At 47.1% G+C, this 15,897-nt stretch carries 6 protein-coding genes and 1 pseudogene; 3 read left to right on the top strand and 4 right to left on the bottom strand.

Features of this window, described 5'->3' with window-relative positions:
- Positions 1 to 21: 21 nt before the first annotated feature.
- Positions 22 to 1,011, bottom strand: coding sequence for a LacI family DNA-binding transcriptional regulator (locus C0Q44_RS08030; protein ID WP_105406794.1), 990 nt, complete (start codon positions 1,009 to 1,011; stop codon positions 22 to 24).
- A gap of 521 nt (positions 1,012 to 1,532) precedes the next feature.
- On the opposite strand from C0Q44_RS08030, the gene C0Q44_RS08025 reads away from it, so the two are divergent.
- Together C0Q44_RS08025 and C0Q44_RS08020 are read left to right on the top strand one after the other, a co-directional pair.
- Positions 1,533 to 3,191 (top strand): AraC family transcriptional regulator, encoded by a 1,659-nt coding sequence (locus tag C0Q44_RS08025; protein ID WP_181150899.1) that lies wholly within the window; start codon positions 1,533 to 1,535, stop codon positions 3,189 to 3,191.
- Positions 3,192 to 3,286: 95 nt separating this feature from the next.
- On the top strand, positions 3,287 to 4,315 hold the full coding sequence (locus C0Q44_RS08020; RefSeq protein ID WP_105406792.1) for an iron-hydroxamate ABC transporter substrate-binding protein: 1,029 nt from the start codon (positions 3,287 to 3,289) through the stop codon (positions 4,313 to 4,315).
- Between the two features lie 169 nt (positions 4,316 to 4,484).
- Here C0Q44_RS08020 and C0Q44_RS08015 read toward each other — a convergent pair.
- Together C0Q44_RS08015 and C0Q44_RS08010 are read right to left on the bottom strand one after the other, a co-directional pair.
- Positions 4,485 to 6,547 (bottom strand): annotated as a pseudogene (locus C0Q44_RS08015) (molybdopterin-containing oxidoreductase family protein).
- Between the two features lie 488 nt (positions 6,548 to 7,035).
- Positions 7,036 to 7,887, bottom strand: coding sequence for a formate/nitrite transporter family protein (locus C0Q44_RS08010; RefSeq protein WP_105406791.1), 852 nt, complete (start codon positions 7,885 to 7,887; stop codon positions 7,036 to 7,038).
- Between the two features lie 386 nt (positions 7,888 to 8,273).
- Here C0Q44_RS08010 and C0Q44_RS08005 point away from each other — a divergent pair, with 386 nt between their 5' ends.
- A complete protein-coding gene (locus tag C0Q44_RS08005; RefSeq protein WP_105406790.1) occupies positions 8,274 to 13,832 on the top strand; it encodes an S-layer homology domain-containing protein in 5,559 nt (1,852 codons plus the stop codon).
- 305 nt (positions 13,833 to 14,137) lie between these two features.
- On the opposite strand, the gene C0Q44_RS08000 is transcribed toward C0Q44_RS08005, so the two are convergent.
- Positions 14,138 to 15,499 carry an FAD-dependent oxidoreductase gene (locus C0Q44_RS08000; RefSeq protein WP_105406789.1) on the bottom strand — a complete coding sequence of 454 codons (1,362 nt, stop codon included), beginning with the start codon at positions 15,497 to 15,499 and terminating at the stop codon, positions 14,138 to 14,140.
- Positions 15,500 to 15,897 lie beyond the last annotated feature (398 nt).

Below are 15,897 nucleotides of genomic sequence, written 5' to 3'. Positions count from 1 at the left end.
CAAGCTGTATTCCGATTCAGCCTATACTGAACGTACAGAATTGCGGTCTATCAAATTAATCGTTAACGTATACGATGGATTCACCGCTTCTCCATTGAGCATCTGGAATAACAGATGTCCTGCAAGTGAACCGGCTTCATGCTTAGGCTGGCGTATGGTCGTCAACGGTGGATGAACGTATTCGGACAACTGAATATCATCGAAACCGATCACAGAAATGTCATTTGGCACCGATATGCCACGCTCTTCCAATGCCTTCAGTCCACCAATTGCCATCTCGTCGTTCCCGTAAAATACGGCCGAGGGAAGCTCACCCTGCATAATCATCATTTTAGTCGCACTATACCCGCCCTCACGCACAAAGTTGCCGTTCAGACGCCATTTGGACTTTTCTTCAAGCCCTGCCTCCCGCATCGCCCGCAGATACCCTTGGTAACGCAGCGCATTGTCGTACGAGTTGGACGGACCACTGATATAAGCAATCTTCTGATGCCCTGCCTGAATCAGGTGACGGGTAGCGAGGTAACCCCCTTGCTCTCCATCCACCAGCACGTTGACCAGACGGTCACTCGAAAGCTGGCGATCCATCACAATGATTGGAAAACGATGACCAGCAGATTCCACCAGAATATCATCATGGATGTTATGAGCCAGGACGATAGCCCCATCCACTCTTTTCTCACGTAAAAATCTCACTGCTGTTGAATCCCGACCACCCATCGAGCTGCACGCAATCAGGTCATACCCGTTCGCCAGTGCTACATCCTGTACACTGCGGATCAACTCGGAATAATACGGACCCGACAGGTCCGTCAGGATCAACGCAATCGTGTTCGTCCGACTCCGTTTCAGGTCCATGGCAAAGCCGTTTTTACGGTAATTCAGTTCCCGTGCTGCCTCAAGCACTTTGGCCTTGGTCCTTGCACTAACCTTGCTATCCCCGTTCAGCGCATAGGAAGCCGTCGAGAGTGCTACACCTGCCAGCTTTGCCACATCCTTAATCGTTGCCATTCCACGTTCGCTCCTTCTACCTAGACCAGATTATAGGGTCACCTACAATTTATATGGTACATGGTTGTGACAACCACAAAATCCCAACTATTACCTCTTGTTTCTATGGGGTCAATCGTATCCAATCGAAACGTTTCGAGGTTTCTCCAAAAAAAAGGGTTGTCTCCATTCGCCGGGTACCCCTGTTGAAACAGATACATTCTAAACCATACTTTTATGGTGGTCTTAACACATCATTCTAATAAGGTGTCCCCTAGACAGGAAATGCCATAAACCCAGTGATCATGGCTGTAAACGTCAGATTGAAACGTTTCGACATTTTCATTATAGTCGGTGTTGATAGCGATTTCAACCTCTTTATCTATTTTTCATAGAAATATATGAATTGCTCAATCTCTCCATCCACGTTACTTCATTTATAGTATATACTGCATAATAGTTCAGATCCAGAATTTCGCCAGTACAACACGGGCATGAAACGAATAATGGCCCTGCTCACTTACGTAAGGAGACGGTTATGTATGAATGAAACAAAGCCAACCTATATTCAAAAATCTCTGTCCCGCTCAACTTCTTTGCAGAAGACTCAGCCGATCCCAAGTGCCCTGTTCAGGCTGCGCCACCTGGTGCAGCTTCACGACCGCGAGTCGTTCTCCCGCATAGATGAGATGTGGAGCAGACTTCATGTATTATACGTCATTACCGCAGGTCAGGCCAGATTGATCAGTGCAGATGGCAAATTGACATTAAATGCAGGCTCCGCAGTCGTTCGACAAGCTGGAGACCTGCTTCAGCAGGACAGCAACCGCGGCTCCCTGTCACCAATCCAGGGCATTGCCATCGCTTTTGATTGTACGGAGAATAAGCCACTTATCTGGCCATTCGGCCGGCCAGCTCCCATTATAAGTCATGTTGTCACGGACAGAGCAGGAGAGCTGGTTCAGGCCTGTTCGACGGACAAGGACAATAATCTGAGTCCTTTCAGACCCCATATGCTTTTCTATGAAATGCTGGATATTATGCGAGATCATGTAGCCCATTCTGCTCATGAAGAGCACTCTTGGCTGGATGCTGTGCTCCGGCAGATCCATCAGATGTATACCCATCCGCTGACCCGCGAGCAGTTGGCAAGGGAGTCGAATGTGAGTCCAGAACATTTTTCGCGGGAGTTCAAGAAGCTTACCGGCTTTACTTTTGTTGAATATGTGACCCGCCTAAGAATCAGAACAGCTCAGGAACATCTGCTGCTCGCGAACCCTACTCTTCAGGAGATCGCACAGTTGACAGGATACAGGGACACCTTCTATCTGAGCCGCAAATTCAAGCAGATGGTTGGTTCAGCACCAACACATTACCGGAAGACGTCCAAGAAAATTGTTTCTCTGACTTACAATTATACGGCCTCACTTCTGGCTCTGGGCCACACGCCTCACTTGGGAGCTGTAGACTACTGGATGGAAGCCAGAATGGAGCAGAATGGACACTCGCTTTCGGAGAAACATTCCGAATATGAACTGTTTAACAATCTGAAGCTCATTGCGGACGCAGAGCCTGATGTAATTGTTGGTTATGCACCCCATTCCACTTCCGATGAACTGCGCCTAATCGCACCAACGATTCTCATGCCATTTGAAGAACTCGACTGGCAACAGCAATTCCTTCATTTGGGTCAGATCACCGGTTTGGAATCGAATGCACAAGAGATATTAAGTCGATATTCTCAGCTTGAACAAGAAGCCAATCATACCTTGGACAACATGATGGGGTACACACGAGGTTCGGCCGTATGCATATTTTGGATTGGAGCTAGCGGTGCTTATATCTATGGTCATGGATGGGGCAGAGCCTCTCATGTCCTGTATCGATCTCTCGGCTTCACGCCGCCGCCACGGATGGAACAGGACAGTCAACTGCTCACGGGTTACGTCCATGTTCCATTATCTGAAATTCACTGGTATGCCGCTGATCATATGTTTGTTGCCTATCCCGAGGAACCCTCCGAGCGACAAATGCTGGATAACCTGCTGAATCAGGAGTCATGGGGCACCCTCTCTGCCGTTCGTGAAGGGCGTGTATACGAGATTGATGCCGACATGTTCTATGGGTTTGATCCCCTGTCAGTCATGGAGCAATTGCAACACATCATGCAGCATCTGACATCATATATGTCCATGGAGTAGTGATCATAGTTGTCCATGTACAAAACTCAAAACTTCCTCTATGTTATTAATGAGAATAATAATCATTATTGATTAAATACAGGGGGAACAAGGAAATGTTTGCTGCCAAAAAACGCTTTTCCGGCTTGATGCTTATGCTTGCCATGATCATGATTCTGGCTGCTTGCAGCAGTAATACAGGCTCGACTGCCAAGGAACAGACATCGGCTACAGGAACCGAAGCCGCAACCGGCTCTTCCGAAACCAACACAGACACGTCGGCCAGTACGGGCAATTCGGATGGTACACGAACATACAAATCATTAAGCGGGGATGTTGAAATTCCGGTTGAACCCAAACGGATCGTTACGGATATGTACGTAAGTGATCTGCTTGCACTGGGTATCAAACCTGTCGGTGCTGTTCAATATTTTCTGGAAAATCCGTTCTACGCGGATCAGGTGGAGGGCATAGAAAGTATTGGTGATCGGGGTGCTGTATCTCTGGAGAAGGTCGTTTCCTTGAACCCGGATCTGATCATTACCTACTCTGACCAAGCCAGCGAAATTGAAAGTTACCAAAAAATCGCACCTACCGTAGTCATCCCTTATGGTACATTCACTAATGTACAAGACGAAATCCAGGGATTCGGAGAGCTGATGAACAAGTCCGAAGAAGCTGAGGCATGGCTAAAAAGGTATGACGAAAGCATCGAAGCCGCTCGCGCCAAGGTAAAAGCAGTCATCAAACCGGAGGAAACCTTCTCGATCCTTGAAGTATCCGACAAGAGTTATTATGGTTATGGAGACAACTTTGGTCGAGGTGGACAAGCCGTCTATCGTGCTTTGGGACTGACTCCGCTTGAGATCACCAAAAAAGAACTGATGGGTGATACCCAATGGAAAGAGATTTCGCGTGAAGTTGTTGGGGATTATGCAGGAGATCATATCTTCTTAACCGTTGGGGAGAACAATAAAAATTACCAAGGTGATTCGATTTGGCAATCCCTGCCGGCTGTAAAAAACAATCAGGTGTACGAATTACTGGAGGACCGTTACTGGTACTTCGACCCGATTGCGATTCAGGGTCAGGCTGAAGAATTCGCCGATATGATCGTAGAACGTGCCGAGATAAACCGTAAATAATATCGGGATAAAGATATCGGATAAGTGATCCAACGGACGGAAGCAGCCTCTTCCCGTTTCAGGCATGATCCGATCACCTTACAATAGATTAACGATGCACAGATAACCTTCACCCCCGTGGGGTGAAGGTTATCTGAAATTCAGTGCAGGTATGTGACGCTGCAAGCACTCATCGATGCTTCACTTCGACAGTGGCTGAGAAGAACGTAGCTCCATTTCCCATGTCAGACAGTCGATTGGAAGTCAGCGAATTCGCCCGTTGCTTCGTACCGTTGCCATCCCACCATAATCCCTGGCTGATGACGGTTCCTGGCAGCATGGCTTCACTTACCTTGGCTGTCAATTCAATTCTGCCGCGATCATTCCATACCACAACAGCATCACCATCCTGCACATTACGGCGAGCCGCATCCTCCGGGTGAATTTGCAATAATGGCATCTTCTCTAACCGCTGATGTTTGGCTGAATTGGCAAACGTGGAGTTCAGGAAATTGTGGTTCGGCGGCGAAAGGAACATCAATGGATAGGGTTCGGATGATCCAGCCGGATTCTCCCCATCATATCCTTCAATTAGAGCGCTATAGGTAGGAAGCGGCGGTAATCCTCTCTGTTCCATCGTCTCCGAATACAATTCAATTTTACCTGAAGGCGTAGGCAGTTGATCCAAAAATGAAGCATGTGGCGACATATCCAGTTTCATGAATCGATGCTGCTTCAATCCCTCCAGCGTCACTCCGTTCATGTACGGATTGCCCGTATCCCGAAGCGCTTCATCTATCATCTGCTCCGGTGTTTCTCCGAAGATTACAGGGTCATATCCCATCGCCTGTCCAAGCAAAGAAAACAGTTCAACATTGCTTTTGCTCTCGCCCACAGGTGCAATAACCGGCTCTTGCAGATGAACGAACTGATGCCAGTAGGAGGTATACAGATCCGTCGCTTCAAATGAAGACGTTGCCGGCAACAGGATATCTGCATATTTCGCCGTATCCGTCATGAACAGATCATGGACAACCGTGAACAGGTCTTCCCGTGCAAAACCTCGCTCAACCCGCTCGGTATCCGGTGCCACCACCAGTGGATTGCTGCAGTAGACCATCATGGCCCGGATCGGCTGCTCCGCTTCCAGCAACGCTTCACCGATCCGGTTCATGTTCACGACTCGCGGCTCTGGATTCTGCCGTAATTCGGGGCGCTCCAGCGCATCGCTATTCGTGCTCGCGTAACTGTTCGTGCGGACAGCACCGCCACCACGTTTCAGCCATTGTCCTGTAATGGCTGGCAGACAGGCTACGCTACGCACGTTCATGCCACCATTGTCATGGTGCTGGAGTCCATTGCCGATGTGGATATAGGCTGCCTGAGCTTTGCCGTACAGTTCGGCCAGCTTCACGATCGTATCTTCCGGCACGCCTGTAATACGTGCAACGCGATCAGGGGTGTAACTACGGACATGATCACGCAGGGCTTCATGACCCACGGTATACTTTTGCATAAAGGCTTCATCCGTCAGTCCCTGTTCAAATAACACATGCATCAATCCCAGCGCCAGCGCGCTATCTGTGCCAGGGTATAACGGAATAAACCAGTCCCCCACTGGGCGGTCCGATTGCGATGAACGTCGATCACGACGATTTGAGCACCTTTCTTGCGAGCTTTCTCTGCCAGAACAACCTGGTGCATATTCGTGCTGACGATATTGCCTCCCCAGACCAGGATGAGATCCGCATGCTCCGTATCTTCGGGCAAGGTTCCCCGGTTGGCACCCATCGTATACTTCCAGCCGGTATTTCCGGCGGAGTTACAGATCGTCTGCTCCAGTACACTCGCACCAAGCGCATTAAAGAAACGCCGATCCATACCGTCCACGCCAAGAATACCCATGTTACCGTAGAAACTGTATGGCAGAATGCTCTCGGGTCCATGGGTCTCGGACAAAGCAGTGAATTTCTCCGTAATCTCCCCGATCGCTTCATCCCAGCTGATTCGTTCGAACTTGCCTTCGCCTTTGGCTCCGACACGTTTCATCGGATATTGTAGCCGCTCGGGGTGATATACCCGCTCGGTCATATTTCTGACTTTATTACAGATGGCACCCTTCGTAATCGGATGATCCGGATTGCCTGCCACCTTCACAATTTTACCGTCTTCTTTGTGAAGCAACAGACCACAAGTATCCGGACAATCGAGCGGGCATACCGCCGCAAATATCCCATTCTCCTGATTGATCATGTCATGGTTCCCCCTCTTGGAAAGCTATCCTTATATCATATCTTCTTCGAGGTAATGGCGTAAAGCGAACAGTGTAGATTCACCCGATATATGCCGCTACAGCGGATAGAACTTATTTCAAAAAAATGTTTCCCCCTTATGATTCAACTTCAGAATTCAGGGGTAAATTAATAACAGGCATTAGGTTAGTGTTTCCCCACTTCCGCCTCATGCCATATCATGGACCACTCCCGAAATTCGCCATGAACAGGTTTCGTTCCCCCGAACCTTGTCATGGCGAATTTATTTTGCGTTAAAGTCCATCTATTCCAATTGTAAATAGGCGACCCTGTCTCGCTCGATCACAGCATAATTCGCCATGAACCGAATGAGATCGAAGTCGCCTCAGCATGTACTAGAGGATATTATATGAAGCAATTGTATATTTAAGTTGGATTCAGCCATCGTCTGGACATGTCAAGCTATACTATGGCACTGTTATACTGCTGCTATGCTTGCTTGCCCCACATCGCTCTAGCTTCTGCCTCCACAGGCTCGACTGCAACCGCCACCTCCGGCTTCACTTTTGGCTCCGTCTGGCGCAAATACACCATCCAGTATGCTGCGGCTACAAATAAAGCCCCACCGGTCAGATTCCCCAACCATACCGGAATGAAATTCATCACATACTGTCCCCAGGAATAATACCCTTCGAAGATCGCCGCTGGAATCAGGAACATATTGGCAACAACGTGCTGAAATCCGATCGCTACGAATGCCATCGTTGGGAACCAAATGCCCAATACCTTGCCACTCATCGTATCCGATGCATAAGATAACCACACCGCCAGCGCAACGAGCCAGTTACAACCAATGCCCGAGATAAAAGCCTGGAGGAAACTGTCATGCAGCTTATGACCAGCCATGTCCACCACTTTCGTCAAATATACACCTTCTCCGGTCAGTCCAAGCACATGTCCGAATGCATAAGCTACAAATAAGGCTCCCACAAAGTTACCGATTGTCACTAAGGTTAGATTCTTCAACATACTTCCTGCAGAAAGTTTGCGTGCAATCGTTGCGAGTGGAACAGCCATCATATTACCCGTCAGCAATTCGCCGCCCCCAATGAGCACCATAATCAATCCGACAGGGAAAACTGCCGCACCAATCAGATTAACCAAGCTCCCCCACTCCGCTGGTACAGAAGCAATCACCCGAATATCCAACAGAAAACCCAGTGCTATAAAAGCCCCTGCCAGAAAGCTGAGTACCAGTACAGACGACACCGGATTTTGAGCTTTCTTCAAGCCTGTTTGTGCTGTATATTGTGCAACCTCAAGAGGTGTTTTTGCCGCCATACGTCATCCTCTCCTTCACTCTTCACAGTTTGGTAAAAAGACTAACTCCCGTAATTGTGCAATGTTATTCTGCAATTCAATCCATATCACAATTGTATCTCGGCTCCAGATAAACCTTTGTGCAATTTATCACAAAGTTGGATATAAAGAAGTTTTTATGAGGGGCGTTATGAAATCAAACGGTTGTAATAGCAATCCATACATATGAAGAAGTTGCTCAGAATTTGTTCAGAATCAATTAGTATAATGGGCTCACATATTGTATTCATCTATATCGGCAGGGTTGGATGTTGGTAGGAATCCGTTTTCTGTTGCATATGTCACAAAAAAATTATGCTCTTTAGGTCTTTTTGGATACACCTACGGACAACAGGAGGTTTTTAAACATGTTCAAACATTCTTTACGCTGGAGAACAGTTATGATGTATGCTTTGATATTCACTCTGGTTCTCCCCAATGTCCTTCTTCCCCAAGCTCATGCTTCCGCTAACGGAAAAGTGAATATACTGTCCGCAGTCAATAACAACGTTGATGGTAATCTGGTAAACGTCGTATATGCTAACGGGAAATACACCGCAGTGGGTGAACAGGGACGGATTGTTCAGTCCACAGATGGATTAAACTGGACTGTAGTGAATACAGGAGTGTCTAACGGAAAAACATCATGGAGAAGCCTCGTGTATGCAAACCATGTATATGTCGCAGTAGGGGTGGAATCTACTCCCAATAAAGCAAGATTGATCGTTTCGTCGGATGGCGAAACTTGGGTCGACAAATCATCAGGAATTAATGGAGACATTTTGCAAAAAGTCGTTTATACTAACGGCAATTTTTATGCTGTTGGTGGAAAATGGCATGCCAGTGACCGCGCGCAAGATGTCGGCATAATCTATTCATCTTCGGATGGGGTGTTATGGACGTTATCGAGTACTGTACCAAAAATTTGGCCACCAAGTACCACAACAAGCACCTCCTTTTATTTGATGGACCTGGCCTATATTTCTGGCAGATATGTTGTTGGAGGTAACGTATTAGGCGGATATGCCTACTCCAGTAACGGGACAAGCTGGACGAACGGGTCCAAAGGCAACTATGACTTGGGAGGGTTCGCTGTCTACAATGGTAAGCTTCACATGCTTGAAAGCCAAACAAATGGCTACTCCAGTAGTGACGGAATAACGTTTACAGCCGACTCCTCCTATAATGGTACATTCGGCGTACTGAAAGATGGCGGGACACTCTATCGTTTCGGTACATCGGGTAAACTGGATTCATCCACAGATAACGGCGTCAATTGGACCCCAGAACTCAAAGTAACCAATATGACCATCCAATCTGCAGCTTCGAATGGAACGGGTATGGTCCTTGTCACCTCGGCTCCTAACAGCCTTGTCGTCACCGCGGACAAATCCGATTGGAAAAAAATCGCGGGAAATCTGCAGGGCATCGCTTATAACGGTAGCAAATGGGTGGTTGTCGGTGATTCCGGCTCTGGTACAACCGATAGCATTATACTGCATTCCGCGAGCGACTGGGAGCATTTAAGTACAACTAGCCAGTTGCTTCCTACAGAAGCTTTTTCCAAAGTAGCTTACGGCAACAACACTTTTGTAGCCATGGGTAAAAAAATTGGGGTATCCGCCGATGGCGAACATTGGACACTCAGTAATCTTCCCGCTGGTGTAACGGGCAGAGTAGTAGCGCTGACCTATGGTGCAAGTGGAGGTTTTGTTGCAGTAACAGATAAGGGTGATAGCCTGTCTTCTATTGACGGAACTTCATGGACGAAAGGTGATAACCTGGGGAGCACGTATGGCATTAATGTGAAGTTTATAAATGGAGAGTATTTTGCTTTTGGTGAGAGTGGAGTTTGGCAGGCGGATGCAAGCGGATTGGAATGGGAGCCTGTAACCTCACTTAATGATTATGACGCTCCAAACTATTACATGTTTAGTGATATTATCTATGCTAATGGGAAATATGTAGTCACTGGCTCAGATGAATTTGGTAATCCATTTGTCTTGGAAACGACCGGGGTTTTGAATAATAGCTCAACGTGGACCAAACATAGCATTGATAATGTCAACGCAGTCGATTTAAAATCAATCGCATACGGAGAAGGCACCTATGTAGCAGCAGGTGTTTTGTATGACGAAAACTATAAAGAATACTACATGATGTATTCTTCTTCGGACCTGATCCATTGGACGGCGTACAATGAGAGTACACTAGGCATAGTCGGAAAAGGTTTAAACACCGTTTATTATCATGACAGGAATTTCTATATTGCAGGTAACGACAATGCACGGATTGTATTCGGAAGTGCTGCACCGGGTAGCAATAACACGGGTCTAACAAATGTACTTGGACAGACTGACAGTGCTCCAGGAGGCGGAGATGGAACGACTTCGGGGACAGCGGTTAGCTGGACCGTTAACGTGCCTAACACAACCTCAACACTGGGATTAGCCAATCTTGTACTGGCAGACAATCAGGCCAAGATGGAGTTGTTCAGTAACAGTGACTATTCCACTGGTGCAGTTACAGGAAACTCAACGATCCCACTCACGGCAGGTGGAGCTATCACTGCATACATTAAAGTGACGGCAGCCGACAATACGACCGTACAATATTATGCAGTAACGGTGAACCGTACAGCTACACTAGAAACGACACCAGCTGCTGTAATCAGCTATGTAGATGAGAAATTAACAGGACTCGTTCCTAATGCTGTATACTCCGTTAACGGAGCTAATGCTGTCGCAGATGGTTCAGGTCACATCACTATCGACAACAGTTGGATCGGAACCACGTTGTCCATCGTGAAGAAAGGCAATGGTACCACAACTACAGATAGTTCAGCTCAAACATTGGTCATCCCATCTCGTCCTGCAGCTCCAACTGGCGTTGGCAAGACCGATGAAACCTTGAACGGCGCTCATGATGGAACGATCACGAATGTGACCGATCAGATGGAGTACAAACAAGACATCAATGGTTCATGGATAGCTATCGCTAGCACAAGCGTTACAGGCCTCACGCCCGATACGTACTATGTTCGTACCAAAGCAACGTCTTCTACATTTGCTTCTGGCGAATCACCCGTGACGGTTGGTTCGAGTTCCGTTGCACCAGAAGCAACACCAGCCGCTGTAATTAGTTATGTGGACGAGCAATTGACTGGGCTCGTGCCTAATACAGCATACTCGATCAACGGAGCGAACGTTATTTCAGATGGTTCAGGATATATCGCCATAGACAACAGTTGGATCGGAACCACATTGTCCATCGTGAAGACAGGCACTGGCACCTCAACTACGGACAGTTCAGCCCAAACATTGATCATTCCATCTCGTCCTGCGACTCCAACTGGCATCGGAAAGACCGATGAAACCTTTGATGGAGCAAGTGATGGAACAATCATCAATGTCACGGATCAAATGGAGTACAAACAAGACGTCAACGGTGCATGGACAGCTATCGCGAACACATCCGTTGTGGCTCTCGCACCAGATCGATACTATGTACGTATCAAAGCAACCCCTTCTGCATTTGCATCGGCCGAAGCGCCCGTCACCATTGGTTCGGCGTCTGCTACACCTGAAACGACACCGGAGGCTGTCATCAGCTATGCAGATGAGCAACTGACAGGACTCGTGCCTAACGCTCCATATTCCATCAACGGTGCAAGTGCTATTGCAGATGGTTCAGGTCAGATCACTATCGATTACAGCTGGATCGGAACCACGTTGTCCATTATAAAAACAGGCAACGGCACCACAACTACAGATAGCTCAGCTCAAACACTTGCAATTCCATCGCGTCCTGCGGCTCCAACAGAAGTAGGCAAGACAAATGAAACCTCCAATGGAGCTCATGATGGAACAATTACCAATGTGACCGATCAAATGGAATACAAAAAAGACATTAACGGTTCATGGACAGCTATCCATGACACAACCGTTACAGGGCTAGCGCCGAGTACGTACTATGTTCGTACAAAGGCAACATCCTCTACGTTTGCATCATCAGAAGCACCAGTGACAGTAAATTCCAATGCTTCGGTACCTACTGCACCGAATGTCACTGCGGATGATCAGAACAACACGATTATCGGTTTGGACAATACCATGGAATACCAAATTGACAATGGAGCCTACATCCGGTTTGATGGCTCCAGTACACCAGTTCTTAGTGGTGAACATACGGTTAAGGTACGTGTGGCTGCGGACGGTTCTGTTCCTGCCGGAACGGAGAAAACACTCCATTTCACAGCGAATCTTGCAACCGACCTGATCGTGGTCGCGGTTGACCCTAGCGGGTCTACAAATAATGGAAAAACACTCATTACTGTAACCCCTGCAATTCAGGGTAATGGACACCGTTTCGTTTACAAAAACTTCGGTACCGGAAATATCAACGTGCCAACTATTGGTGATGTAGCTACAGGCTACGAAAACTGGCCGAATAATGGTCTAATCAACGCGGCATACGGAGATAAAATCGCTGTTGCCGAAGTAGATGTCGAAGGCAAGATTGTAAAATTCGGATGGACTTCATCTGTAGTAACGAATGAGCCTGCACCAGGAACCAATAATCCTGATGTTCCCGTCGTCTCTCCGCCTTCAGGGGGAAACAGCACGACGAATCCGAACACCAATAACGGTAACAATAGTAATAACAATGCAAGCGACGAGGATGTCATCATTATCGTAAACGGCAAAACTGAAAATGCAGGGAAGATGAAAACAACGGAAGCTAGTGGCGTTAAAACCACGGTACTTATCGTTGATCCGGCGAGGTTGCAGGCGAAACTGGATGCCGAAGGCTCTCGGGCGATCGTCACCATTCCAGTTAAATCATCCTCCAATGTCATCGTTGGCGAGTTGAACGGCCAGTCGGTGAAAAACATGGAACGTCTGTCCGCAACACTGGTTCTCCAGACAGATCAGGCAAGTTATACGCTCCCTGCTTCAGAGATTAACATTGATGCTATTGCCGAGAGTCTCGGCAGCGGCCTGAAACTGGAAGATATTGTAGTTCGTATTACGATAGCCAAATCTTCCGATACAATGAATCAGGTTGCAGTGAATGCAGCAGCTCAAGGTGATTTTACACTCGTTGCCTCACCTGTTGACTTCACAGTAACTGGAGAGTACAACGGCCAAACGACTGAAATTACGAAGTTCAACGCATACGTTGAACGCAAAATTGCATTGTCTGCCGAGATTGATCCGAATAAGATTACAACTGGCATTGTCGTAGAGCCTGACGGCACAGTAAGACATGTACCAACCAAGGTTCTTTTGGAGCAAGGGACATTTTATGCAGAGATTAACAGTTTGACGAACAGCACGTACGGTATTGTATGGAACCCGCTGACATTTGCGGATGTGGAGAAACACTGGGCGAAAGAAGCCGTCAACGATATGGGTTCCCGAATGATCATCCATGGCGTTAACGATACGACCTTCAACCCTGACAAAGCGATCACACGAGCTGAATTCGCAGCTATCATCGTTCGCGGATTGGGTCTCAAGTTAGGTGAAGGTGCACAACCATTCCGGGATGTCACTACGAAGGATTGGTATTCCAGCGCGGTTCAGACTGCGGCTTCCTACGAACTGATTAACGGGTTTGAGGATGGTACGTTCCGTCCGAATGACACGATTACACGGGAACAGGCCATGACGTTAATCGCGAGAGCGATGAAGTTGACAGGTCTTGCAGACCAATACGCTAATCTGGATGCTACTGAGATTCTCTCCGCATTCACAGATAGCGCGAGTGTTGGCAACTGGGCGAAAGATAACATTGCACTGACAGCCAAGGCAGGCCTCATCAGCGGACGTAGTGATGGTAAACTTGCGGCAAAAGCCAATGTTACGCGTGCGGAAGTAGCAACATTGATTCAGCGTCTATTGAGCAAGTCCGAATTAATCTGATAATATGAGTTAGCTCAAAGACCGGCCCACTTCATAGGAGTGAGCCGGTCTTATTTATTTCGCCAACTTATGCGGTATGTACATTTCCATAAATCCAGGTACTCTAGCTGTAACACAAACAGCATCAATCCACATACAAAAGAAGAAGACTGACGATATACTCGCCAGTCTTCCATTTTCTTCATAATCGCCCGCTACTTTTCGTAATCTTGGTAGTTAGTGTACACGTCCTATTCTTGAATAAGCATGACTAATCTTGGTATATCATCTATCATGCTCTCTGTTCAACCATCAATTCTGCTCCTTTACACCATTGCGGGTGCTTTCACCTCTACTGGAGGCAGTGCTTGCAGACCAGCCGAGTTCAGGAAGTTCCATGGTTTGTTGTAATGTGGTTGGAAGAAGAAGTCGATGAAGGCCAGCTCATCTATAGTCATGTTGTTCTGGATGCAGACCGAGATCGTATTGATCGATTGGGTCAGATCAACCTGTGACATCACCTGTGCTCCGACAATCCGACGAGTGGCCTGCTCGTATACCACCTTGAGCAACAGTTTCTCAGCCGTTGGCATGAACTCCGGACGGTAGCTATCTTCCAGGATCACAGATTCAACAATCAGACCTTCTTCCGCAGCAGACATCTCCGTCATGCCTGTACCTGCGATATTTTGCTCATAAATTTTGATACCCGATGTTCCTTGTGTACCCATGTATGGTGTCGTCGGACGAACCAGGTTACGGGCTACGAGTGTACCCATCCGCACAGCATTGGTTGCCAGTGGAATGTATGCTGCTTTGCCTGTCGGGTTGTAATGAATAGCACAGCTGTCGCCCGCAGCGAAGACGTCTGTTTGGCTCGTTTGCATATATTTATCCACGATGATTGCGCCGTTCGGCAGCATATCTACTTGGCCTTTCAGCAATTCGGTATTTGGACGGAAACCAATGCACAGAATAACCAGATCCGTTTCGAACTCCCCTTTGGACGTGATGACTTTGGTTACTTTGCCATTCTCTCCAGTAAACTTCTGTACCGTTTGACCAAGTGCCAGCTTAATGCCGCGAGCAGTCAATGTATCTTCAATTCCATTCGTGAATTCAGGGTCCAGATATTTATTCAGAATCCGGTCCACACTATCAATCAGTGTTACTTCCTTACCGTTCATTTCAAAAGCCTCAACCAACTCTACGCCGATATATCCTGCACCTACAACAGTGACACGTTTAGCATCTTTGGCTTTTTCAATGATGGTATTGGAATGATTGTAGTTTTTGCATAGCAGAATGTTGTCCATCTCGATGCCTTCAAGCTTTGGAACCACAGGCCATGAACCCGTTGTCACAATCAGTTTGTCAAACGTATCTTCAAATTCTTCCCCGGTTTGCAGGTTTTTAGCCTGAAGGGTATGACCCTTGGCATCAACTGCCGTCACTTCATGTAGCATCTTGGTTACTACACCGAGATCTGCCAATTGATTAGGCGAAGAATAGAACAAGCCGTCAGGGTCTTTCACGACCCCACCTACGTAGAGCGCAATGCCGCAAGAAAGGAAGGAGATATTGTCATTGCGCTCATACACCGTGATGGTAGCATCCGGGTACAATTTGGCTGTGTTTACAATAGCTGCGGTTCCTGCGTGTGTACATCCGATAACTGCGATTTTCATTAAAAGTTCCTCCTCGAAATATATAAATGAGTTTGAATATAAGGTTGATGTAGTTGTGAAATATTTCACTTCATAAGCGATACTGTTTATGTGATTTATTTCACTTTGTACACCTATTATAATGTGATCTTTTTCACATTGCAATAGGTTTTGCGAAAAAAATTGTCGAATGGTCTAACTACTGCATTTGAATCGCTCTTTCACTCGTCGTTATTAATTTCATTGTCCCCGAATTAGGGGCGGTTTATGCTCCACATTGACTTCTAGCTAACGGACAGATGTATACGAATGAATTCTGTCATCTTAGAAGAAGTGCTTCAGGTGTTCATCACCATGGAGGTTTGCCTCAATTATATAATCTACACATAAACGCATGACATAAAGCCTGTCCTCTTATA

Origin of the sequence: Paenibacillus sp. PCH8 (genome assembly GCF_002968835.1) — a bacterium.
Taxonomy (GTDB): Bacteria; Bacillota; Bacilli; order Paenibacillales; family Paenibacillaceae; genus Paenibacillus.
The sequence above is the reverse complement of the archived record's forward strand: the minus strand, read 5'-3'. Positions and strand labels throughout refer to the sequence as shown.

Coding starts and splice junctions, on each gene's coding strand:
- C0Q44_RS08005 (WP_105406790.1), top strand. CDS start 8,274: ATGTTCAAACATTCTTTACGCTGGAGAACAGTTATGATGTATGCTTTG.
- C0Q44_RS08025 (WP_181150899.1), top strand. CDS start 1,533: ATGAATGAAACAAAGCCAACCTATATTCAAAAATCTCTGTCCCGCTCA.
- C0Q44_RS08020 (WP_105406792.1), top strand. CDS start 3,287: ATGTTTGCTGCCAAAAAACGCTTTTCCGGCTTGATGCTTATGCTTGCC.
- C0Q44_RS08030 (WP_105406794.1), bottom strand. CDS start 1,011: ATGGCAACGATTAAGGATGTGGCAAAGCTGGCAGGTGTAGCACTCTCG.
- C0Q44_RS08010 (WP_105406791.1), bottom strand. CDS start 7,887: ATGGCGGCAAAAACACCTCTTGAGGTTGCACAATATACAGCACAAACA.
- C0Q44_RS08000 (WP_105406789.1), bottom strand. CDS start 15,499: ATGAAAATCGCAGTTATCGGATGTACACACGCAGGAACCGCAGCTATT.